The 22,618-nt window shown below is 64.7% G+C and carries 22 protein-coding genes; 13 read left to right on the forward strand and 9 right to left on the reverse strand.

Annotation, left to right across the window (positions count from 1 at the left end; genetic code table 11):
- Positions 1-459: a RidA family protein gene (locus tag AC5WEY_RS07190; protein WP_495645264.1), complete on the forward strand. Its 459-nt coding sequence runs from the start codon at positions 1-3 to the stop codon at positions 457-459.
- Here the strand turns inward: AC5WEY_RS07190 and AC5WEY_RS07195 are convergent.
- Positions 440-1,834: a wax ester/triacylglycerol synthase domain-containing protein gene (locus AC5WEY_RS07195; RefSeq protein WP_495645265.1), complete on the reverse strand. Its 1,395-nt coding sequence runs from the start codon at positions 1,832-1,834 to the stop codon at positions 440-442. The two genes, AC5WEY_RS07190 and AC5WEY_RS07195, sit on opposite strands and share 20 nt — an antisense overlap.
- Positions 1,831-2,697 carry a Gfo/Idh/MocA family protein gene (locus AC5WEY_RS07200; protein ID WP_495645266.1) on the reverse strand — a complete coding sequence of 289 codons (867 nt, stop codon included), beginning with the start codon at positions 2,695-2,697 and terminating at the stop codon, positions 1,831-1,833. The genes AC5WEY_RS07195 and AC5WEY_RS07200 overlap by 4 nt, the downstream gene beginning before the upstream one ends.
- 71 nt (positions 2,698-2,768) lie before the next feature.
- Between AC5WEY_RS07200 and AC5WEY_RS07205 the strand changes: the two genes are divergently transcribed.
- Positions 2,769-3,560, forward strand: coding sequence for an MBL fold metallo-hydrolase (locus AC5WEY_RS07205; protein ID WP_495645267.1), 792 nt, complete (start codon positions 2,769-2,771; stop codon positions 3,558-3,560).
- A 58-nt stretch (positions 3,561-3,618) separates the two neighbouring features.
- On the opposite strand, the gene AC5WEY_RS07210 is transcribed toward AC5WEY_RS07205, so the two are convergent.
- Both AC5WEY_RS07210 and AC5WEY_RS07215 read right to left on the reverse strand, forming a co-directional pair.
- Complete coding sequence (locus tag AC5WEY_RS07210) at positions 3,619-4,293, reverse strand: Crp/Fnr family transcriptional regulator (protein WP_027494494.1); 675 nt, start codon at positions 4,291-4,293, stop codon at positions 3,619-3,621.
- 268 nt (positions 4,294-4,561) lie between these two features.
- On the reverse strand, positions 4,562-4,831 hold the full coding sequence (locus tag AC5WEY_RS07215; protein ID WP_057477135.1) for a hypothetical protein: 270 nt from the start codon (positions 4,829-4,831) through the stop codon (positions 4,562-4,564).
- A gap of 173 nt (positions 4,832-5,004) precedes the next feature.
- Here AC5WEY_RS07215 and nth point away from each other — a divergent pair, with 173 nt between their 5' ends.
- Genes nth through marP form a run of 4 tightly spaced genes read left to right on the forward strand, consistent with a single transcriptional unit; the run spans position 5,005 to position 8,247 of the window.
- A complete protein-coding gene (gene nth / locus AC5WEY_RS07220) occupies positions 5,005-5,691 on the forward strand; it encodes an endonuclease III (RefSeq protein WP_495645549.1) in 687 nt (228 codons plus the stop codon).
- Positions 5,692-5,741: 50 nt separating this feature from the next.
- The gene (locus AC5WEY_RS07225; protein WP_495645550.1) at positions 5,742-6,350 is read left to right on the forward strand and encodes a TlpA family protein disulfide reductase; all 609 of its coding nucleotides are present in this window, start codon (positions 5,742-5,744) and stop codon (positions 6,348-6,350) included.
- Positions 6,351-6,373: 23 nt separating this feature from the next.
- Positions 6,374-7,060 carry an NUDIX hydrolase gene (locus AC5WEY_RS07230; RefSeq protein ID WP_495645551.1) on the forward strand — a complete coding sequence of 229 codons (687 nt, stop codon included), beginning with the start codon at positions 6,374-6,376 and terminating at the stop codon, positions 7,058-7,060.
- Positions 7,057-8,247, forward strand: a complete 1,191-nt coding sequence (gene marP / locus AC5WEY_RS07235) for an acid resistance serine protease MarP (RefSeq protein WP_495645268.1) — start codon at positions 7,057-7,059, stop codon at positions 8,245-8,247. The genes AC5WEY_RS07230 and marP overlap by 4 nt, the downstream gene beginning before the upstream one ends.
- Here the strand turns inward: marP and AC5WEY_RS07240 are convergent.
- Positions 8,244-8,747 carry a MarR family winged helix-turn-helix transcriptional regulator gene (locus tag AC5WEY_RS07240; RefSeq protein ID WP_495645269.1) on the reverse strand — a complete coding sequence of 168 codons (504 nt, stop codon included), beginning with the start codon at positions 8,745-8,747 and terminating at the stop codon, positions 8,244-8,246. The genes marP and AC5WEY_RS07240 overlap by 4 nt on opposite strands.
- A gap of 99 nt (positions 8,748-8,846) precedes the next feature.
- On the opposite strand from AC5WEY_RS07240, the gene AC5WEY_RS07245 reads away from it, so the two are divergent.
- Positions 8,847-9,758, forward strand: a complete 912-nt coding sequence (locus tag AC5WEY_RS07245) for an NADP-dependent oxidoreductase (RefSeq protein WP_495645270.1) — start codon at positions 8,847-8,849, stop codon at positions 9,756-9,758.
- Positions 9,759-9,775: 17 nt separating this feature from the next.
- Here the strand turns inward: AC5WEY_RS07245 and AC5WEY_RS07250 are convergent, their stop codons facing one another.
- Both AC5WEY_RS07250 and AC5WEY_RS07255 read right to left on the reverse strand, forming a co-directional pair.
- Positions 9,776-10,708, reverse strand: coding sequence for an alpha/beta fold hydrolase (locus AC5WEY_RS07250; RefSeq protein WP_495645271.1), 933 nt, complete (start codon positions 10,706-10,708; stop codon positions 9,776-9,778).
- A gap of 24 nt (positions 10,709-10,732) precedes the next feature.
- Positions 10,733-11,227, reverse strand: a complete 495-nt coding sequence (locus tag AC5WEY_RS07255; RefSeq protein WP_495645272.1) for a phage holin family protein — start codon at positions 11,225-11,227, stop codon at positions 10,733-10,735.
- A gap of 243 nt (positions 11,228-11,470) precedes the next feature.
- Between AC5WEY_RS07255 and AC5WEY_RS07260 the strand changes: the two genes are divergently transcribed.
- The gene (locus tag AC5WEY_RS07260; RefSeq protein ID WP_495645273.1) at positions 11,471-12,841 is read left to right on the forward strand and encodes an MFS transporter; all 1,371 of its coding nucleotides are present in this window, start codon (positions 11,471-11,473) and stop codon (positions 12,839-12,841) included.
- 70 nt (positions 12,842-12,911) lie between these two features.
- Here AC5WEY_RS07260 and acs read toward each other — a convergent pair whose 3' ends face one another.
- On the reverse strand, positions 12,912-14,855 hold the full coding sequence (gene acs, locus AC5WEY_RS07265; RefSeq protein ID WP_495645274.1) for an acetate--CoA ligase: 1,944 nt from the start codon (positions 14,853-14,855) through the stop codon (positions 12,912-12,914).
- A gap of 445 nt (positions 14,856-15,300) precedes the next feature.
- Between acs and AC5WEY_RS07270 the strand changes: the two genes are divergently transcribed.
- The 5 genes from AC5WEY_RS07270 to AC5WEY_RS07290 all read left to right on the forward strand — a co-directional run bounded on the left by AC5WEY_RS07270 (position 15,301) and on the right by AC5WEY_RS07290 (position 21,371).
- Positions 15,301-16,923 (forward strand): peptide ABC transporter substrate-binding protein, encoded by a 1,623-nt coding sequence (locus AC5WEY_RS07270; protein ID WP_495645275.1) that lies wholly within the window; start codon positions 15,301-15,303, stop codon positions 16,921-16,923.
- Between the two features lie 141 nt (positions 16,924-17,064).
- Complete coding sequence (locus tag AC5WEY_RS07275) at positions 17,065-17,988, forward strand: ABC transporter permease (protein WP_495645276.1); 924 nt, start codon at positions 17,065-17,067, stop codon at positions 17,986-17,988.
- Positions 17,981-18,919 carry an ABC transporter permease gene (locus AC5WEY_RS07280; RefSeq protein ID WP_094703813.1) on the forward strand — a complete coding sequence of 313 codons (939 nt, stop codon included), beginning with the start codon at positions 17,981-17,983 and terminating at the stop codon, positions 18,917-18,919. The genes AC5WEY_RS07275 and AC5WEY_RS07280 overlap by 8 nt, the downstream gene beginning before the upstream one ends.
- Position 18,920: 1 nt before the next feature.
- Positions 18,921-20,594, forward strand: a complete 1,674-nt coding sequence (locus AC5WEY_RS07285; protein WP_495645277.1) for an ABC transporter ATP-binding protein — start codon at positions 18,921-18,923, stop codon at positions 20,592-20,594.
- 30 nt (positions 20,595-20,624) lie between these two features.
- On the forward strand, positions 20,625-21,371 hold the full coding sequence (locus AC5WEY_RS07290) for a hypothetical protein (RefSeq protein WP_057477127.1): 747 nt from the start codon (positions 20,625-20,627) through the stop codon (positions 21,369-21,371).
- 359 nt (positions 21,372-21,730) lie between these two features.
- Here AC5WEY_RS07290 and AC5WEY_RS07295 read toward each other — a convergent pair whose 3' ends face one another.
- A complete protein-coding gene (locus AC5WEY_RS07295) occupies positions 21,731-22,576 on the reverse strand; it encodes an HAD family hydrolase (protein WP_495645278.1) in 846 nt (281 codons plus the stop codon).
- Positions 22,577-22,618 lie beyond the last annotated feature (42 nt).

The raw sequence follows: 22,618 nt of genomic DNA on the forward strand, positions 1-22,618 counted from the left end.
ATGGCCGACTGGAGCGAACGGCTGTCCGAGCTGGGCATCGAGCTACCCGACGTTGTCCCGCCGTTGGCGGCGTACGTCCCGGCGGTACAGGTGGGTTCCCTCGTCCACACCTCGGGTCAGCTGCCCATCGTGGACGGAAATCTGATGGCCGTGGGCAAGGTCGGCTCCGACGTCTCGGCGGAGGACGCAACGGCAGCGGCGCGCATCTGCGCGTTGAATGCGCTCGCCGCGGTACATGCCCTCGTCGGTATCGATTCGATCGCGCGCGTGATCAAGGCCGTCGGCTTCGTGGCGTCCGCGCCGGGGTTCACCGGTCAACCCGGGGTGATCAACGGGGCGTCGAACGTCATCGGTGAGATCTTCGGTGACGCAGGCAAGCACGCCCGCTCGGCTGTGGGTGTGGCCGAATTGCCCCTCGGTGCGTCGGTGGAAGTGGAGCTCATCGTCGAGCTTCGGTAGTCGCCGTTCCGTGGAGTGCGGCGCAAGTCTCCTCGATCGCCGAGCGCAGCATGCTCGCATAGTCGGCGTGGTCGGGCACGGTCGTCGGGCACGCGGTCACACAGACGGTGATCAGATCGCCGTACCCGTACACGGCGTGGCTGACGCTGCAGCCGGGCCCGAGAGCCGCCATGCCCGCACACGACATCGCTCGCGCCGAGCCGAGCGTGAGCTCGAGGTTCGTTCGGTTGATGCTGGTCACCACCGTGTGTGTGTTGACGCGATCAGGTGTCCCGGTGCGAGGGGCTGCGCGCCGACCATGGCGCCCGAAGCCCAGCACCAGAGCCGCTGGATAGACCTCGGCCGATCGAGTGGCGTCGAGGTGGCGGTGATCGGTCACGTGGACGCGTTGCAGCGCCAGCGATTCCCCGACGGCCCTCGCTCGTCGGATCACGTCGGCGAGTTGTGGGTGCAATTCCACAGCAGCGGGCAGTGTGCGATTCACGGCCGGCCACGGCACCGACGCCGGCAGGGCGGTGGGCACGAGGGCTCGGAGGTCGTCACGGTCCGGTTCGCCGCGGGCCGCGAGGTATTCGGCCAGTGCGGCCCCGACGGCGGTGAGTGCAGTGACGGTTACGGTCGCCGAGCCGCCCGTCCAGTGCGACTTCGGGAACTGCATCAGGTGCACGACTCTGGTCTCGTCGGGATGGGCGTTGAATGTCACGCCCTCGACAGGCGCATGTGCCACCAGCTCCCCGTCTCGCACCGCAGCCAGGTACTTCCGCTGGGCGCGCACCATCGGGATCTGCGACCGGGCCCAACGGAACGGCAGCAGCACGGCGGCCTTCACTGCGTCGTACCGCGGGCGCGCACGCGATGCCACCGGATCCGGAAGACTCGTGTTCCCGGTGATCTCGTCGCGACCGAACAGTGCGCGGGCGATATGGGTGCCCACCGATCCGTCGGACAGCGCATGACTGATCTGAACGACGACGACAGTGGCCGCTCCCCGTGCTCCGTCGACCGCCGAAAGCCCCCGGCCCACATGAATTTTCCATGCCCGATCCGTCGCGTCGACCGGAACGCTGGACAGTTCTGCCAAAAACGAGTCGAGTGTGTGTTTGCCATTGGACAGGTCATGATCGACCAGATGGTCGCGAACAGGGTGCGGATCACGGACCCATCGCGGAAATTCCCACTGCCCCGGCGCTTCGCAGATGCGGATCCCCAGCCTCGGAACACGTCGAGCGCGATGGTCGATGTGCGCCGCCACGTCGTCGAAGCTCGGCGGATCGCTGTCACCGGAGTCGAAGACGATCACCGTGTACTGATCCATCGAACGGTGTGGGGTGGAGGCGAGATGGAACATCGCGTCCTTGACGTCCAGCACAGTCATGGGTTCAGGGCTCCCTCTCGCGACTGATCGATCAATTTCTGCAGGTGCAGTCCTCGGTGTACCGAGCATTCGTGATCGACGCCGGAGTCGACCGACTGGAGGAATTCGTCCAGTAGGACGGCGAAGCAGTCGGTCGACGAAGTGGATCGATCGGTGAGGGTCTCGACTCCGTCGGTGCCGCTCAGCTCGATGCGCATGAGCGAGGGCATGATCGGTGTCCGCAGTGACAGTTGCACCGTGCTGCGCGCGCCGCCCTTGTGCTCGAGCAGTACCGTCCAACTGTCCGACGCCACCTCGCGGTGCGAATAGGCAACGCGTGCAATCGTTCCCAACGCGGCGTCGAGTAGGTCGAACACATGTGGGCCGATGTCGAGGATCGCACCGTCGTCGTGTCGCCACTGCGAATTGGCGTATGCCCCGCCGAGGATCGCCCCGGAGAACCAGGTTCCCGAGCCCGCTGCCCAGGAGCGTCCGGCAACCGCGTCGAGGAATTGCCTTGTCTCCGGGGCGAATCGGAGAGTCAAGGTCACCATCGACCGCACTCCGGCGGCGGTGACGGCCGCAGCGAGTTCCTCGGCCTCGGCCACGGTTGCCGCAATCGGTTTGTCCAGCAACACATGTTTGCCTGCTTCCACTGCGCGTAGCGCGAGCCCCGCCTGTACCGCCGGTGGTACCGCGAAGGCGACCGCGTCGACTGCGCCCAACAGAGCGTCGAAGGAGTCGAAGACCGGCGCTCCCAGATCGGCCGCGGCTTCGGGTCTGCGCGCCCACACTCCGGTGAACTCCACTTCCGGATGAGCGAGCAGCGAGGGAGCTTGAGTTTTGCGAGCCCAGGGGCCCGCCCCGACGAGTCCGATCTTCATACGCATCGACGTTAGTCGTCGTGACCGGTCCTGTTCCACCTCGAGAACGGTGGGCGACCTACAGTACTTTCATGGCCGTCTCGAACCCCCAGCATCCCGCGTACGGACTTCTCCGGCAGGTGACGCCCACCGCGTCGGTTCTGCTCGCCGACAATCCGGGCAAGATGACACTCGACGGAACGAACACCTGGATCCTGCGGGCACCCGGGTCCGACGAGTGCATCGTCGTCGATCCAGGTCCCAAGGACCGCGCTCATCTGGACGCCGTCGCCGCGTCGGGCACCGTGGTGTTGACGTTGGTGACCCACCGCCACGCGGACCACACCGGCGGAGTGAAGCGGTTCCACCGCAAGACGGCCGCTCCGGTCCGCGCATTCGGGGAAAAGTTTCTGCACGGGGACGCTGCGACATTGGCCCACGGCGAGGTGATCGAAGCAGCCGGGCTGCGCATCGAAGTGCTGCACACCCCCGGTCACACTGCGGATTCGGTGAGCTTGGTGCTCGACGATGCGATTCTCACCGGAGATACGATCCTGGGCCGCGGCACCACGGTGCTCGACCCGAAGGACGGCTCACTCGCGGACTATCTCGACTCGCTGGACCGGCTGGAAGCAGCAGGTGCGGGAAAGACGGTGCTGCCCGGGCACGGCCCGGAACTGCCGGACGCCGCCGAGGTGGCGCGAGCGTATCGCGCTCACCGTCGGCAGCGTTTGGATCAGGTTCGCGCGGCGCTCGTCGAGATCGGCGAGAACGCGAAACCGATGCAGGTGGTACGCCACGTCTACTCGGACGTGGACAAGAAGCTGTGGCCCGCTGCGCGGATGTCCGTCAAGACACAGCTGGCCTACCTCCGCGAGAACTAGCGAGCTGCTGTCCCGAAGGAGCTCGGCCTAGCGAGCTGCTGTCCCGACTGAACCCGGCCTAGCGAGCTCTACGAGCCAGACGCTCGGAGTCCGAGATCAGCACGGACTTGCCCTCGAGGCGCAACCATCCGCGGTGTGCGAAGTCGGCGAGTGCCTTGTTGACGGTCTCGCGAGAGGCACCGACGAGCTGAGCGATCTCTTCCTGCGTCAGGTCGTGGGTGACGCGAAGCGATCCCGCTTCCTGCGTTCCGAAGCGCTGCGCGAGCTGCAGCAGCGCCTTCGCGACACGTCCGGGGACGTCGGTGAAGATGAGGTCGGCCAGGTTGTTGTTGGTGCGGCGCAGGCGGCGCGCCAGCACACGCAGCAGCTGCTCGGCGATCTCGGGGCGCTGGTCGATCCAGTCCTTGAGTGCAGCGCGGTCCATGCTGACCGCGCGGACCTCGGTGACCGTGGTCGCCGAGGACGTACGGGGGCCGGGATCGAAGATGGAGAGCTCGCCGAACATGTCCGACGGACCCATGATCGTCAGCAGGTTCTCGCGGCCGTCGGGGGAGCGTCGTCCGAGCTTGATCTTGCCGGAAACGATGATGTAGAGCCGGTCTCCGGGCTCACCCTCGTTGAACACGACGTGTCCGCGGGGGAAATCGACAGGCTGCAGCTGCTTCGTCAGCGCCGCAACCGCAGAGGGTTCGACTCCTTGGAAGATGCCGGCCCGTGCCAGGACGTCGTCCACTTGCGCTCCTTTATGGATGTCGACGATGCGGCAAACCCGCACCACCGAAGGCGTTTGTACACTGTCGTGCCACCCACCGAACCGCGTGAGCAGTTCAGGCGTCGAAGCCGGTGCAATGTCCAAACACAACAATTACCTCAGGGGAGTCTACTTCGACTCGGTCGAAACCGAGTGATCGACGCCACCACAGGTTGCCAGAGCGAATGAGCGTGTGTTCCCGTTCACCGAAAATTCATGGAAATCGCGACTTATCGGACGAAACCGTTGCTCAGCTGGCGCGTTGGTCGACCATGCCGTCGCGCGTGTCGATGGTCCGCGGAGGGGTCTGCCGACGCTTGCGGGTGTTGAACCGCGCCAGCGCGTGTGGGAACCCATCGCTGGCCAGTGTGGCGACCTCGGACTTGCTCGCCTGATCGAGGAATTCCTGTACTTCCTGCTCCCGGACGCCGAGCTTGCTGAGCCGGAACTCGACTCGTTCCATCGCGAGTGCGAAGAGCATGAGTAGTACTGGAAAGAGCACCACGGCGAGTCCTTGCATACCGGCCAGTTAACACCGAAAAGATCTCGATACAAACACGGTCCGCTGCTGCCGCGACGAACGTTACGCATTCTTGTCCGTACAGTTGTGGAGTGGATTCGACAGCTCCGAAACGCCCCGACGTGCGCAAACGCGAGGAGACGCATCTCGGCCTGGTTCGTCGAGCTCGCCGCATGAACCGGACGCTCGGGGTCGCCTTTCCGCACGTGTACTGCGAACTCGACTTCACCACGCCCCTCGAACTGGCCGTGGCGACCATCCTGTCGGCGCAGTGCACCGACAAGCGCGTCAACATGGTCACCCCGGCCTTGTTCGTGAGATACCGCACAGCCCGCGACTACGCCGAGGCGGACCGCGCCGAACTCGAAGAGTTCATCCGAACCACGGGTTTCTACCGGAACAAGGCCAACTCACTGATCGGGCTCGGGCAGAAACTGCTGGAGAACTTCGACGGCGCGGTGCCTGCGAACCTGAAGGACCTCGTCACGCTGCCCGGTATCGGCCGCAAGACGGCCAACGTCGTTCTCGGCAATGCGTTCGACGTTCCCGGCATCACCGTCGACACGCACTTCGGCCGCCTGGTGCGGCGCTGGCAGTGGACCGAGGAAGAAGACCCCGTCAAGGTCGAGCACGCGGTCGGTGCCTTGATCGAGCGAAAAGAGTGGACGCTGCTCTCGCATCGCGTCATATTTCACGGTCGACGCGTCTGTCACTCCCGTACACCGGCGTGCGGGGTGTGTGTCCTCGCGAAGGACTGCCCGTCGTTCGGTCTCGGTCCGACCGATCCGGCCGCCGCTGCAGCCCTGGTGCGGGGCCCTGAGACCGATCACCTCCTCGCTCTTGCCGGAATCGTGTCGTGAACAAGGCCGCTCTCCGCTGGTCTCTGGTTGCGCTCATTCTCGTCGTCGGGATGGTCTACGCGCTGTGGCCGCGAAGCGAAACTCCTGCCGCGGCGTCCTCGGACGGTCCCGGTCTGGGGCAGCGTGCACCGTCGACGGCCGAGCGCCGGGCCGCGGACACGCCCGAGGCCCTCGCACCGTTGAGGCAGAACGCCGGGCTCGCCCCGTGCCCGACGCCGTCGGGCGCGTCAACGGGCCCGTTGACGGGCATCACCCTCGAATGCATCGGCGACGGCTCGTCCGTCGATCTGGGTCAGGCCCTCGCCGGCCGACCCGCGCTGCTGAACATCTGGGCGTACTGGTGCGGACCCTGCGCGGAAGAATTGCCGTACTTGCAGCAATACGCGCAGCGGGCGGGTGATGCCGTCGCCGTGCTGACGGTGCACAACGACGCCAACGAGGCGAACGCCCTCACACGGCTCACCGATTACGGGGTCACTCTGCCCGGAGTTCAGGACGGTAGCGGCCGCGTCGCCGCCGCGGTGGGAGCACCGAACGTCCTGCCCGTATCCGTTTTGATATCTGCGGATGGCACTGTCGCCAAGGTGCTACCTCAACCCTTCAGAAGCGTCGACGAGATTGCCGACGCTGTGCGCGAGAACCTCGGAGTCGCGTCGTGAGCGCACCCGAGTGGCTCGGGCGCATGCTCGACGTCGCCGGCAGCGCCGGCGGACTGACCGACACCACCGGCATCAACCCGGTATTGCAGCGGCAGGCCCAGCCGGCCGACCGAACCCGTTCCGCGGCGGTGTTGGTGCTGTTCGGCGGGCCGGAAGCCGCTGATCCGACCGCTCCCGGTGGGTTACCCGCCGACGCCGACGTGCTGCTGACCCAGCGCGCATCGACGCTGCGGGATCACAGCGGACAGATCGCCTTCCCCGGTGGTGCCACCGATCCCGGCGACGGCGGTCCCATCGGAACGGCGCTGCGGGAGGCGCAGGAGGAAACCGGTCTCGACCCCGCCGGAGTCGTGCCGCTGGCGACGATGCCCGGGATCTACGTGCCGCCGTCGCGCTTCGATGTGGTTCCAGTGCTTTCGTACTGGCAATCGCCGAGCCCGGTTCGGGTTGTCGATGCAGGTGAAACCGAGCGGGTGGTGCGAGTTCCGTTGCGAGAGTTGCTCGATCCGGACAACCGATTCCAGGTGCGGCACCCTGCCGGCTACCAGGGCCCGGCCTTCTCGGTGCAGGGAATGCTGGTGTGGGGATTCACGGGCGGTATTCTGGCGGGCCTGCTCGCTGTGTCGGGCTGGGAGTCCGAATGGGACACGGGGGACATACGCGATCTGGAGGCCAGCTTGACTGCGGTAGGAGCGAGGCTCGATCGGTGACGGGTTCAGGGTGGGTAGATATCGCGGTGGTCGGCATCGCATTGTTGGCGGCAACATCGGGATGGCGGCAGGGAGCGGTGGCGTCGGCGCTGGCGTTTCTCGGCGTCGTGCTCGGAGCCGTCGCCGGCATTCTGGTGGCACCGCACGTGCTCGAACACGTCGACGGTTCGCGAACGCGGGTGTTCGTCGGCATCGCGTTGATCGTGGTGTTGGTGATCGTCGGTGAGGTAGCCGGCATGGTTCTGGGTCGCGCGCTGCGCAGCGGAATACATTCGCGCGCAGCCAGATCCGTGGACAGCACGATCGGGGCAGGTTTGCAGGCCGCGGCCGTTCTCGCTGCCGCGTGGCTGCTGGCCATTCCGTTGACGTCGTCGTCGCAGCCCGAGGTCGCGAGCGCGGTGCGTGGCTCGACTGTCCTGGGCAAGGTCGACGAGGTGGCACCCGACTGGTTGCGTCAGGTGCCCAAGGAATTCTCGGCGCTGCTCGACACCTCCGGACTGCCGGACGTCATCGGGCCGTTCGGTCGCACTCCGGTTGTCGACGTCGCAGCTCCGGACTCCGGTATCGCAGCGGGTCCGATTCCGGTGACGCTGGCGTCGAGCGTCATCAAGATCAACGGCATTGCCCCGAGTTGCCAGAAGGCCCTCGAAGGCTCCGGCTTCGTGGTCGGGTCCGACCTGGTGATGACCAACGCGCACGTTGTGGCTGGGACGTCCGAGGTGACCGTCGATTCGCCCAACGGCCCGCTCGACGCCGACGTCGTACTGTTCGACCCCGAAGAAGACGTTGCGGTGCTTCGGGTTTCGCAGCTGCAGGCACCGGTGCTGAATTTCGCTCCGGCCCCGGCCGAATCCGGTACCGACGCCATCGTGCTCGGTTACCCCGGCGGCGGGCCTTACACGGCGAGCCCGGCGCGGATACGCGAAATCATCAACCTCAGCGGCCCCGACATCTACCGCACCGGCACCGTACAACGCGAGGTCTACACGGTGCGTGGGTCGGTCCGACAGGGCAATTCCGGTGGACCACTGGTCAACTCGTCCGGCGAGGTACTCGGTGTCGTGTTCGGTGCCGCCGTCGATGACCCCGACACGGGATTCGTGCTGACGGCGTCGGAGATCGCGGACGAGTTGGCGCAGAGCTTCGATGCGCCGGTGTCGGTGGGTACCGGCGACTGCATCGTCTAGTCGTCAGGGCCTGGCGAAGTCCGGCTGAGCAACAGATGCACGCAATCTTGTCTGAGTGGGGTCAGGATCGCTTCGGCCAGGTGCTCGAGCTGGTCGATCCGGCCGGGGCCGAGCTGCTCGAAAACCCGTCGGCGCACTTGCTGGACGTACCCGGGCTCGATGCGGTCCACCGCCTGCGAGCCGGCATCGGTCAACCGTGCCAATGTTCGTCGCGCGTCCCCGGAATCGCTTCGTCGGGTGACCCACAGCTTCTTTTCCATCCTGGTCACGATGCGCGACAGGTGTGAGGGCGTGACGCCTGCACCCGCGGCCAGCTGCGTCATGTGAACGTCGCTTTCCTCGCTCATCGACAACCAACGCAGAACCTGATACTCCGCGTGAGTGAGCCCGTGCTGGTGGCCGAGGTACGCATCGAGGGCGCCCGGTAGCCACATCATCACTCCCACGAGCAGAGACCAGGTTCGGTCTTCCTGAGGTGAGAGGTGCTGGGCGTCGGACACGGGTTACACGATACCGTTGCTTGCGACGGAAAGTATTCTTGGGTAGATTACTTTCTGCGGGAAGTAATCCTGCAGCCAATGCACAGCACGGAGAGAAACATGAAGGCAGCGCGATACCACCGTTACGGTGGCCCCGAAGTCCTCGTCGTCGAGGACGCACCAGAACCACACGCGGGGGCGAATACCGTTCGTATCGAGGTCGGAGCCGTGAGCATCAACCCCATCGACTATCTGCTGCGCTCCGGTCGGTTGAGTGATGTGCTGCCGCTCGATCTGCCCGCCATCCCCGGCCGTGACGCGGCCGGAGTGGTCGACGAGGTCGGACCGGGGGTTGTCGGCACGCAGGTCGGGGATGTCGTATTCGGCGTGGGTGGGATCAGCGACACCACCGCGCACTACGCAGTACTCACCGCGTGGAGCAGGGCACCCGCGAACTGGAGCATAGAGCAGGCAGGAGCCGCCGGGCTCGCGTCGAGCACGGCATCCGCGGTCATCGAGGCACTCGAGGTTCTCGGGACCCTGGACGGAAGGACGGTGCTGATCGACGGCGCTTCCGGAGCTGTGGGCACCGCTCTGAGTGTTCTCGCCAGGGACTCGGGGGCCGATGTGATCGGAACCGCAAGCCCGCACAATCACGACTATTTGGTCGGCCTCGGCGTACGGCCGACCACCTATGGGCTGGGGCTTGCCGAACGGGTCGCCCTCCTCGCGCCGGGCGGGGTGGACGCGGCTGTTCACACGGCGCCGTCATCTCTGTCGGCGGACCTGATCACGTTGGTGGGCGACCCCGCACGCGTCGTGACCGTCCTGGACGCCGAGGGTGCCGAACGTCTGGGTGCGCAAAAGATCGACGCTCGCAACGAGTCCCATCTACTGGAGCGCGCGTCCGAGCTGGGCCGGCGCGGAATCTATCTACCCCGGGTCGACCACATTCTGCCGTTCTCCCAGATCGTCGACGCCCACGCCGTGGCCGAGCGGGGAAGCGGGAAGGTCGTCGTCACCATGCGGTGACCCGCCGCCGCATCCGTTCAGATTTCGCGCACGATCCGCAGGATCTCCTCGGACACCACGTCCGGGGCTTCCTGGTGCACGTAGTGCCCCACGTCCCGCACCGTTCGACGCGTCAGACCCGGTGCCCAGTGCCGATCCCGATCGAGGGTGGTGGGCAGCACGTACGGGTCGAGGTCACCGATGATCTGCGTGACGGGGATCGAGGTGCGTACGTCGACTGCATCCATGAAGCGGCGGCCGTCGGAGCGGAACTGGCTGCGGAACGCCCAGCGCTGATATTCGAGCGCGGAGTGTGCGGCACCGGGAATGCGGATGGCGGAGCTCATCTTGGCTGCGCTGTCTGCGAAATCCTCGGTGCTCGTCCAGGCGGACCCGGCTCGACTTCGCATCAGTTCTTCCACCGCGCTGCCGCCTCGACGGGTCAGCAACCTCTCGGGCCGCAGTGGAACCTGATAGCGAACGAAGTGCGGGAGCAGAGCAGCGCGTTGGGCGGAATCCTTCAACACTGCACGGCGCAGGGAGATGGGGTGTGGGGCGTTGATCAGCACCATCGAGCGCACCAGACGTGGATGCAGCGCCGAGCTGGCCCAGCAGACCAATCCGCCGTCGGCGTGTCCTACGAATGTGGCGTTCGGGTAGCCGAGAGCTCTGATGAGGCCGACGATGTCGCCGGCCAGGGTCCAACCGTCGTATCCGCGTGGGGGTTTGTCGGAATCGCCGTACCCACGCAGGTCGACGGCGACGGCGCGGACACCGGACCCGGCGAGTGCATCGAGTTGGTGTCGCCACGAGTACCAGAAGTCGGCGAAGCCGTGCAGCAGGACCACCAGGGGCGCGTTCGGTTCGTGTTCGCCGACTTCGACGATGTGGAACCGGATTCCGTTGGCGTGGATATCACGATGGATCCATCGTCCCGGATAGCGGACGGTGGACGGATCGGGTTGATTCATACTGCTCGACTCGCCGGGCGTCGACTACTTCTTGTAGCCGGGAATTCCGGGAATGGAGTCGTGCTGGTTCGGCAGCACCGTCGACGCCTGCTTGAGCGAGTCGATGGTCTTCTCGGGTTTACGCAACTTCTTTACTCTGCGGTAGCCCAGGAATCCGAACAGCGCCGCCGCCAACACCATGAACGCGAACACGATGAGGAAGGCCGCCCAGCGGTACAGCCACACGTCGAGCAGTTCGGCGGCGAAGAAGAAGAAGAAGAACGTGCTGAACAGCAGCACGGTCAGCGCGATGATGAAGAAGACGCTGCCCTGCAGACCCTTCTTGACCTCGCCGGTGACCTCGGCCTTGGCGAGAGCGACTTCGGCGCGCACGAGCGTCGAGACCTGAGTGGTGGCGTCCTTGACGAGATTTCCGATGCTGGCGCTACCAGGGGTGCGCGCATCGACATCGGTCAGAGGTATCGACGAAATCGTGTTCGGGACGCCGTTTCCGTATCCCTTGTCATTGCTGACGCTCAACTCTCGACCCCTTGTAATCGCTCTGCTCGGTGTTCTGCGGATCGTATCGACGATAGTGCCTAGGTAGCAGATTAACCGCTACGTGGCGGGCGAGCGATGCTCGGCCCGCCGATGGTTACCTCCCCGCCGGTCGAGGCAAACACGGAAATGTTGCACGAATCGGCAACGAATGGACCGGGGGCGTGAAATTCTCAGGTGTTCATCAGGTAATTTTCAGGGAACTTCCCTCTTCAGGAGCAATTCGTGAGTTCAACACACGCCGTCACCGACGACGGCGCAATTCCCGCACCCCAGGTGCCTCGGTCACGCATCGTGATCGCCTCGATGGTCGGCACGTCGATCGAGTTCTTCGATTTCTACATCTATGCCACCGCCGCGGTGCTCGTCTTCCCCCGCCTGTTCTTCCCCGCGGGCAACGACACCACCGCGCTGCTGGCGTCGTTCGCGACGTTCGGTTTGGCGTTCGTCGCACGACCCATCGGCTCTATTCTGTTCGGTCACTTCGGTGATCGCATCGGACGCAAGGCGACCCTCGTCGGGTCCCTGCTGACGATGGGTGTCGCGACGTTTGCGATCGGACTCCTGCCGACCTATGCCGCAGCGGGTCTGTGGGCGCCGGCTCTGCTGGCGATCATGCGCTTCACCCAGGGCGTCGGCCTCGGCGGTGAGTGGAGCGGTGCGGCGTTGCTGGCCACCGAAACCGCCAAGCCGGGCAAGCGGGCCTGGGCGGCGATGTACCCGCAGCTGGGCGCGCCGATCGGCTTCTTCTTCGCCAACGGCATCTTCTTGCTCATCGTCATCGCGACCGGCTACGACTCCGCGAACTCCGGCACCGACCATGCGTTCCTGACGTGGGGCTGGCGCATCCCGTTCCTGCTCAGCGCGATCATGGTGATCATCGGCCTGTACGTCCGGCTCAAGCTCGAGGAGACGCCGGTGTTCAAGCTGGCCGTCGAGCGCGGCCAGAAGGTCAAGACCCCGTTGGCTCAGGTGTTCAAGACCAGCTGGCGTCAGCTGATCATCGGTACCTTCGTCATGCTCGCCACCTACACGCTGTTCTACATCATGACCACGTGGGTGGTCAGCTACGGAACAGGCAAGGTGGCCGACGTCAACGGTCCCAAGCTGGCCATTCCGTACACCGACTTCCTCGAGCTCCAGCTCATCGCGGTGCTGTTCTTCGCGGCCCTGATCCCGGTCGCCGGGCTGCTCGCCGACAAGTACGGCCGACGTCCGACGCTCATCGTCATCACCGCGGCGATCGTGCTGTTCGGTCTGTCGTTCCACTGGTTCGCCGACCCGTCGTCCGCGTCGGCAGGCAAGATGCTGGTGTTCATGTGCGTCGGCCTCGGACTGATGGGCCTCACCTTCGGACCCATGAGTGCCGTTCTGCCCGAGCTGTTTCCGACCAACGTGCGCTACACCGGCTCGGGAATCTCGTACAACACCGCGTCGATCCTCGGAGCCGCAGTGGCCCCGTTCATCGCAACCTGGCTGGTGAGTTCCTACGGCGTCGGCTGGGTGGGCGTCTACCTGGCCATCGCTGCATCGTTGACGCTGATCTCGCTGATCATCATGAAGGAAACGCGAGACCGGTCGCTCGACAGCGTGTAGAGCGGCTGGCGCCGCATGTGAACGGAACTTCGTAGCCCACTACGAAGTTCCGTTCACATGCGCGGAGCGCTCAGCGACCCTTTTTGATCGACTCGAACACCTTCGGGTCGACGAGGGTGGAGACGTCGCCGAGTTCGCGGCCTTCGGCCACGTCGCGGAGCAGGCGGCGCATGATCTTGCCGGACCTCGTCTTCGGCAGCTCCGGGACGATGGAGATCTCGCGTGGTCGGGCGATCGGCGAGATCTCCTTGGAGACCTGGGCTTTGAGTTCGGCGATCAACGCGTCGCCGGTGTTCTCCTCGCCGCCTCGCAGGATGACGAACGCGACGATGCCCTGTCCGGTGGTCTCGTCGGCGGCACCGACGACGGCTGCTTCGGCGACACTGTGATGGCTGACCAGTGCCGATTCCACCTCGGAGGTGGAGATGCGGTGGCCGGAGACGTTCATGACGTCGTCGACGCGGCCGAGAACCCACAGGGCACCGTCGTCGTCGTACTTGGCGCCGTCACCGGCGAAGTACCAGCCTTCTTCGGCGTAGCGGGACCAGTAGGTGTCCTTGTAGCGGTCCATGTCGCCCCAGATGCCGCGCAGCATCGCGGGCCACGGCTCGGACAGGACCAGATATCCGTTGCCGCCGTTGCCCAGTGGCTTGGCGTCGTCGTCGACGATCGTGGCCGAGATACCGGGCAGTGGGGTCATCGCGGAGCCGGGCTTGGTGGCGGTGACGCCGGGCAGCGGCGAGATCATGATCGCGCCGGTCTCGGTCTGCCACCAGGTGTCGACGATCGGGGCGGTGCCCCCGCCGACGACATCGCGGAACCAGCGCCATGCCTCGGGGTTGATGGGCTCGCCGACGGATCCGAGCAGGCGGATCGAGGACAGGTCGTGGGCCTCGGGAATCTCCTTGCCCCACTTCATGAACGTGCGTACCAGGGTGGGGGAGGTGTAGTAGATCGAGACCTTGTACTTCTCGATGACGTTCCAATGCCGGTGCTCGTCGGGCGAATTGGGCGTGCCCTCGTAGACGACCTGGGTGGCGCGGTTCGAGAGCGGTCCGTAGACGATGTAGGAGTGTCCGGTGACCCAGCCGATGTCGGCGGTGCACCAGTAGACGTCGGTGCCGGGCTTGTGATCGAACACGTTGTGGTGGGTGTACGAGGTCTGCGTCAGGTAGCCGCCGGAGGTGTGGATGATGCCCTTGGGCTTACCCGTCGTACCGGAGGTGTAGAGGATGAACAGTGGGTGCTCGGCCGGGAACGGCTGCGCCTCATGCTCTTTCGACGCCTTTGCGACGGTCTCGTGCCACCAGAGGTCGCGTCCGTCGGTCCACGCGACGTCGGAGTCGGTGCGCTTGACGACCAGTACGTGCTGGATGGAGGCGGCTCCGTCGACTGCTTCGTCGACGGTGTCCTTGATGGGGGCGGGCTTGCCGCGTCGCCACTGGCCGTCGGTGGTGATGACGAGCTTGGCTTCGGCGTCGTCGATGCGCGAGCGCAGCGCGGTGGCCGAGAAGCCGGCGAAGACGACCGAGTGGGTCAGACCGAGCCGAGCGCAGGCCAGGATCGAGACGATGGCTTCGGGGATCATGGGCATGTAGATCGCGACGCGGTCGCCGGAGACCAGGCCGAGTTCGGTGAGGGTGTTGGCGGCCTGGCTGACGTCGGCGAGCAGATCGGAGTAGGTGATGTCGCGGCTGTCGCCGGGCTCACCTTCCCAGTGGATGGCGACCTGGTCGCCGTGGCCGTCGAGGACGTGGCGGTCGACGCAGTTGTAGGCGACGTTGAGTGTCCCGTCGGCGAACCATTTGGCGACGGGGGCGTCGGACCAGTCGAGTACCTCGGTGAACGGGGTGTGCCAGTGGAGCCGGCGAGCCTGCTCGGCCCAGAACCCGAGTCGATCCTTCTCCGCGGCGGCGTAGAGATCCGCCTGAGCGTTCGCCTGCGCCGTGAACTCGGCCGTCGGTGCGTAGGCGGTAACGGCGGTCTCGTCTGTCCCGGAGGTACTGGTCGTCATCTCGAATAGCTCTCTTTCGTCCGATGCTTTTCGCCCATGAAACGGCATTCGACAGCCCGTCTCGAGCCACTGGTGAGGGTAGTCACATGTGATGCCGATCGCACCGTTGCAATCGCCTGCAACCCCCTGATCTGCGGTGATCGGTAGTTTCCGCACGGTGGGCGGTCATCGGCGTCGCTCGCAGGAGGCCGTCTCGACGGCTCTGCCCGCACTGTGAGAAATCGACTTGCCGAAACGTTTCGATCATGTTTCCGACTTACTCGCGGGTCAGCAAAAACTGGGGGAGTTCACATGTTCGTATCAGGATGTGTCTAAAGTTCGTTCCATCAGATCGTTGGAACGGCTCACCTGCCGTGCCATGCGGTCGCCCACGAATCCCCGGGCGTCGCGCCCGAGGAACTGAGCACGGACGACCCCGTGTTCACATCTGGATGGAGGATTTTCCTTGCGTATCAAACGTGCCGCGGTAGTCACCACGGCTGTGCTGATGAGTGCGAGCCTGCTCGCCGCGTGTGGCGGTGGAGGCTCGAGCTCCAGCGGCAGCGCCGACGGGATCTACAGCATCTACATCGGTGAGCCGGAGAACCCGTTGGTTCCCGGAAACACCACCGAGAGCGAAGGCAGCCAGGTCCTCAAGGCGCTCTTCACTCCACTGGTCACGTTCAACGACGAAGACAACAGCGTCGAGTACAACGGTGTTGCCGAGTCCGTCGAGTCCGAGGACAACATCACCTGGACCGTCAAGCTCAAGGACGGCTGGACGTTCCACGACGGCACCCCGGTCACCTCGGAGTCCTTCACCAAGGCGTGGAGCTACAACGCATTGAGCACCAACGCTTTCGGTGCCTCGTACTTCTTCGAGAACATCGAAGGATATGCAGATCTGCAGGGCAGCGACACAGCCGAGCCCGCTGCAACGGAACTGAGCGGATTGAGCGTCGTCGACGACACGACCTTCACCGTCAAGCTCAACGGACCGTTCGCAATCTTCCCGCTGACGCTCGGCTACACCGCGTTCGATCCGCTGCCGGAGGCGTTCTACGCCGACCCGACGGCATTCGGTGCACGCCCGATAGGTAACGGCCCGTTCAAGGCCGACTCGGACTTCGTTCCCGGGCAGGGCTTCACCGTCACCAAGTACGACGACTACGCAGGCGACAACGCAGCCAAGTCCGCGGGCGTCAACTTCAAGGTCTACACGGAGCTGAACACCGGATACAACGATATCCAGGGCGGCGGACTCGACATCATGCTCGATCTGCCCGAGGACGCCTGGGCCACTGCGCGAGATCAGTTCGGTGATCGTTACGCCGATCGCGCTCGTCCCGACATCACTTCGCTCGGCTTTCCGACGTACGACCCGCGGTTCCAGAACCCGAACGTGCGCAAGGCATTCTCGATGGCCATCGATCGCCAGGCCATCGCGACGGCGATCTTCACCGACACCCGTACCCCCGCAGACTCTTTCGCCTCTCCCGTGGTCGAGGGCTACCGCGAGGACGCGTGTGGTGCCACCTGCGAGCTCAACGCCGACGAGGCCAACCGTCTGCTCGACGAGGCCGGCTTCGATCGCAGCCAGCCGGTGGACCTGTGGTTCAACGCCGGTGCCGGACACGACTCGTGGATGACGGCCGTGGGCAACCAGATTCGCGAGAACCTGGGTGTCGATTACGCACTGCGCGGCGATCTGCAGTTCGCTCAGTACCTGCCGCTGCAGGACGCCAAGGGTATGACCGGCCCGTTCCGCTCGAGCTGGATCATGGACTACCCGTCGATCTACAACTTCCTGTCCCCGCTGTACTCGTCCGCGGCACTGCCGCCGGCCGGTAGCAACGCCACGTTCTTCAGCGACCCGGCCTTCGACGCCGCTCTCGCAGAGGGCAACAACGCCGAGGACATCGAAGCTGCGACGGCGGACTACCAGAAGGCCGAGGACATCCTGTTCCAGCAGATGCCCGCAACGCCGCTGTTCTACGGCCTGAACCAGGCAGTGTGGTCCGATCGCGTCTCCGACGTGAAGATCGACAACACCGGCGACATCGTCCTCGAGGACGTCGTAGTCAGCTAACAACGGACACCGGTGGGTGGCAACGGATGTGACTCCGTTGCCACCCATCGGTTTCGTTTCGGCGGTGGGCTCGACGCCCGCCGAAGACCTGCGTCAGCGAGACCCGATTCGCAGGATCGCCGCATCCAAGGAGAAACCACAGTGGGTCGCTACATATCCCGCCGATTACTGTTGACGATTCCCGTCCTGATCGGCTCCTCTTTCCTCATCTTCGCCATGGTGTACGCACTGCCCGGTGATCCCATCCGCGCCCTGGCCGGAGATCGCCCGCTCGCCCCTGCCGTCGTGGCCCAGTTGCGCGACGAGTTCAACCTCGACGACAACCTGGTCGTCCAGTACCTCAAGTACATCGGTGGATTTTTCCAAGGCAACTTCGGCACAGACTTCTCCGGCCGACCCGTGCTCGACACCATCGAGCGGGCCCTGCCCGTCACCATCAAGCTCACCATCGTGGCCGTGGTCTTCGAGACGGTCATGGGCATTGCCGCCGGTGTCCTGTCGGCCCTGAAGAAGGGGTCGTTCTTCGACAACCTCGTGCTCATTTCGACGACGTTGCTGGTCTCCGTCCCGGTCTTCGTGCTCGGCTTCATCGCGCAGTTCACGCTGGGGGTGAAACTGGGTGTCTTCCCGATCTCCGGTATCAACAACGGGTGGTCGAGCTACCTGCTCCCCGGCCTGGTGCTCGCGTCGCTGTCGATGGCCTACGTCGCCCGATTGACTCGTACGTCCGTGGCGGAGTCGATGGCGGCGGATTACATCCGCACCGCAAAATCCAAGGGAATCAGCAACCGCCGCATCATCGTTCGCCATGCGCTCCGTAATTCGCTGATTCCCGTCGTCACCTTCATCGGTGCCGACGTCGGCGGTCTGCTGGGCGGTGCGATCGTAACCGAAACGGTGTTCAACCTGCCGGGTCTCGGCCGCGCTATCTACGACGCACTGGCGCGTCAGGAAGGTGCCGTCGTCGTCGGCATCGTGACGCTCTTCGTGTTCTTCTACATCTTCTTCAACCTCGTGGTGGACGTTCTCTACGCGGTTCTCGATCCAAGGATTCGCTATGAATAAGGAAGATACGAACGCAGCTCACCACGCCGCGGACGAGGGCCAGCCGGGCAACGTCATCACCGGCGAGGCCGTGGATCTGGTCGGCCAGGCCAGCTTGTGGGGCAACGCGTGGAAGTTCTTGCGCAAGAGCCCCTTCTTCATCATCGGGTCGTTCCTGCTCGCCGTGCTCCTGGTGATGGCGGTGTTCCCGCAACTGTTTGCCCGCGGGATCGATCCGCGGGTGTGCTCGCTGTCCGACTCGCGCCAGACCCCGAGTGCCGAGCACTGGTTCGGCACCGACATCCAGGGGTGCGACTACTACGCCAACGTCATCTACGGTGCGCGGATCTCGCTGTCGATCGGTGTGCTCTCCGTCATCGGTGTGCTCATCATCGGTGTGCTGATCGGTGCTCTCGCAGGCTATTTCGGCGGTTTCATCGACAGCATCCTGGCTCGGTTCACCGACGTGTTCTTCGGAATTCCGCTGCTGCTCGGTGCCCTCATCCTGTTGACGGTGACCGCACAGCGCACGATCTTCACCGTCTCGCTCGCTCTGATCGTGTTCGGCTGGATGACGGCGATGCGACTGGTCCGATCGAGTGTCATCGCGATCAAGAACAGCGAGTACGTCCAGGCTGCTCAGGCGCTCGGTGCGTCCACGTACCGAATTCTGGTGCGGCACATTCTGCCGAATGCCCTTGCGCCGGTGATCATCTACGCGACCATTTCGGTCGGTACGTTCATTGCGGCCGAGGCGACGCTGACGTTCCTCGGAATCGGACTCCAAGCTCCGGAGATCTCCTGGGGTCTGCAGATCAACCTCGGTCAGAACGTGTTCCTGACGGCACCGTACCTGGTGCTGTTCCCGGCCGCGTTCCTCTCCGTCACGGTGCTCGCGTTCATCATGCTCGGCGACGCACTCCGTGACGCACTCGATCCGAAACGGAACTGACATGAGTACTCAGAAGGACACGGTTCTGACCGTCACCGATCTGACGGTCGAGTTCGAGGTCGAGAAGGTGTGGCGCAAGGCCGCCGATTCCGTCTCGTTCACGGTCGCCGCCGGCGAGGTACTCGCCATCGTCGGTGAGTCCGGATCCGGTAAGTCGACCACCGCCATGGCCATTCCCGGTCTGCTGGCAGACAATTCACGTGTTTCCGGCAGCATCAAACTGGGCGAGAAGGAACTGGTCGGGCTGCCGGAGAAGCAGCTGGCTCCCATCCGCGGCAAGAACGTGGCGGTGATCTTCCAGGAGCCCATGACGGCGCTCAACCCGGTGTACTCGATCGGCTGGCAGATCACCGAGGCCATCCGTGCACACACCTCGCTGTCGAAGAAGGAAGCGAAGGCTCGGGCCGTCGAGTTGTTGAAGCTCGTCGAGATGCCCGATCCGGAGACGCGGGTGGACTACTACCCGCACCAACTCTCCGGTGGTCAGCGTCAGCGCGCCATGATCGCCCAGGCACTGTCGTCGGACCCGGCCCTGCTGATCGCGGACGAGCCGACCACCGCGCTGGACGTCACGGTGCAGGCCGAGATCCTCGACCTGATGCGCGACCTGCGTAACCGCATCGACGCATCGATCGTGCTGATCACCCACGACATGGGTGTAGTGGCCGACATGGCCGACCGTATCGCGGTGATGAAGGACGGCGTCATCGTCGAAACCGATGCTGCACAAACTATTTTCAAGAATGCGTCGCATCCGTACACGCAGCAGTTGCTCGCATCGGTTCCACACCTGGGCAGCAGCATGGAGTCCGTCGCGGCAGGCACCATCGCCCAGCCGAAAGCGGCGGAGGACACCCGAGCACTGAGCATCGTCGATGGCGTCATCGAGTACCCGGGGCGAACGGTGTTCCGGGCGGTCGACGGGGTCAGCCTCGATATCGAGATGGGTGAGGTCGTCGGTCTCGTCGGTGAATCCGGCTCCGGAAAGTCCACGATCGGCAAAGCCGTGGTGGGCCTGAACAAGCTCACCGGTGGCTCGTTGTCCATCGCCGGCGTCGACATCACCAACCTGTCGAATCGAGAATTACGGTCGGTGCGCAGCAAGGTCGGCATCGTGTTCCAGGATCCGGGTTCGTCGCTGAACCCGCGCTGGCCGATCGGTCAGTCGATCGCCGAGCCGATGCTGTTGCACACCGAACTCGGCGCATCCGAGCGGAACAAGAAGGTCGAAGAGCTGCTCGACCAGGTGCACCTGTCGCGCACCATGCGCAACCGGTATCCCCACCAGTTGTCCGGTGGGCAGCGCCAGCGAGTCGGTATCGCGCGGGCGCTGGCCCTCGAGCCGACGCTGCTGGTGGCCGACGAACCGACGTCCGCACTCGATGTGTCGGTGCAGGCGAAAGTGCTGGAGCTGTTCAAGGAACTGCAGCACGAGTACGGTTTCGCGTGCTTGTTCATCAGTCACGACCTCGCTGTGGTGGAGGTATTGGCCAAGCGCATCGCGGTGCTGAACAAGGGCAAGTTGGCCGAGTTCGGTACGACGGACCAGATTCTGCGTCGTCCGACGAACGAGTACACCAAGCGGTTGCTCGCGGCCGTCCCGGTGCCGGACCCGGCGGAACAGGCCAAACGTCGCCAGGCCCGCGCCGAGCTGTTGGCGGCAGGGGCGCAGTAGCGGTGTGGGGAGGGGGTACCGTCGTCTGTCGTGACGGACCCTCTCGCCCCGCTGCTGGAACTGCCCGGAGTTGTCGATTCGGCCGAACGAGCGCGTGACGCTCTGGGCGCGGTTCATCGACACAAGTCCAATCGTCGTGGCTGGCCGGCCAACGCAGCCGAGGCCGCCGTGCGTGCAGCTCGCTCGTCCTCGACGCTGGAGGGCGGATCCATGGATTTCCCTCGCGAAGGCGAGGAAGGTGACCCGGTTCTCGCGGGTGCGCTGAGGGTCGCCGCAGCTCTGGACGGTGACGCGCTGCAGAACACGCTGTCGACGTGGAAGCGTGCCCCGTTGCAGACCCTGGCTCGTCTGCACTTGTTGGCCGCGGCAGACCTCGTCGACGACGCCTCCGCCCTCGGCCGTCCTCGCGGCGATGCGGGAGTGGGTGAGCGACTCGATCTGCTCGCTCAGTTGGTGACCGGCGGAACTTCGGCACCCGCCCCGGTGATTGCGGCGGTGGTGCACGGTGAATTGTTGACGCTCAAAGCCTTCGGATCTGCCGACGGCATCGTTGCGCGTGCTGCATCGAGGCTGGTGGCTGCCTCGTCGGGTTTCGACCCCCACAACCTCGGCGTGCCCGAGGTGAGTTGGATGCGTCGAGCGAATGCCTACCGAGACGGCGCGACAGGCTTCGCCGAGGGCACCGCGACCGGCGTCGGAAGTTGGGTCATCTTGTGCTGCGGAGCGTTCGAAGCCGGTGCAGCAGAAGCGACTTCGATTGCCGAAGCTGCTCAGTAGTGAGCACATAAAAGGGCGGCGATGCCGACTTGCGTCGACGTCGCCGCCCGTTAGCACGGAGCGCCTGGTTACCAAGCGTGCACAGGTGGGCTGTGGTGGACTACCACGTGGCCTCGGCGAGAATTCGACAATGATGAGGTCATCCCTGCAACCGGTGCAGGGTTCTTGCTGATCCTTGGCGAATTTCGCAGGCCCACAGCGCTTCTGCCATTAGGTGGCAAGCTCCGCGTGGGTGCCGGTGTCCGTGCTGGGAATCCCGGTCGGGAGAGCGAATCTTCTCTTCCGATTCGTTCTTGGCCTCGCGTTCTTCCGTACGTCATTTGTACCCCGTGACGCGCCTCACATCAAGGGTTTGGGCCTCATCGTTTTCTTCGGAGCAGTCCGTAGGTGACCACACCTGCGGCAAGTGCGCTGAAACTTGCTGCGGCACTGACGGCTACGGTCTTTCCGGACGGTGTCTGAATTCGCGATCGCAACGAGACCGGGTTGGAGAACGTGAGAATCGGCCATCCGTTGGAGGCAGCTTCCTTGCGCAGTGCGCGATCGGGGTTGACGGCCGTCGGGTGCCCGACCGCGCGGAGCATCGGTACGTCGGTGATCGAATCCGAGTACGCGTAGCTCGAAGTCAGGTCGTAATCATGTTGCGCTGCCAGGGAGTTCATGGCATCGACCTTGCCCTCGCCGTAGCAGTAGAAGTCGACCTCGCCGATGTACTTGCCGTCCACGGTCACCATCGTCGTGGCCATGCTGTGGTCGGCGCCCAGCATCTCGGCAATGGGGTGGACGATCTCGTCGCCGGATGCCGAGACGATCACGACGTCGTGTCCTCGGAGCCTGTGGTCTGCGATGAGATCGGCGGCTTCGGCGAACACGAGGGGGTCGACGATATTGTGCAACGTTTCCGCGACGACAGCGCGGACCTGCTCGACGTCCCAACCGGCGGTCATGCTCGCGATGTGGGCGCGCATGCGCTCCATCTGGTCGTGATCGGCCCCGGAGAGCAGGAACAGGAATTGCGCGTAGCTGCTCTTGAGCACTGCGCGCCGATTGATCAGGCCTTGGTCGAAGAACGGCCGGCTGAACGCCAGCGTGCTGGACTTCGCAATGATCGTTTTGTCGAGGTCGAAGAATGCCGCGACGCGCGCTGGGCGTCGGCCGGCGGGGGCGTCGTCGTTGCTCGCGCTCTGGGTCACGTTTGTCACCATAGTGGCCGGTGGTGACCGGGGGATGTTGCGTGGTGACACTGG

The sequence above is a fragment of the Rhodococcoides sp. S146-33 genome, assembly GCF_059489205.1.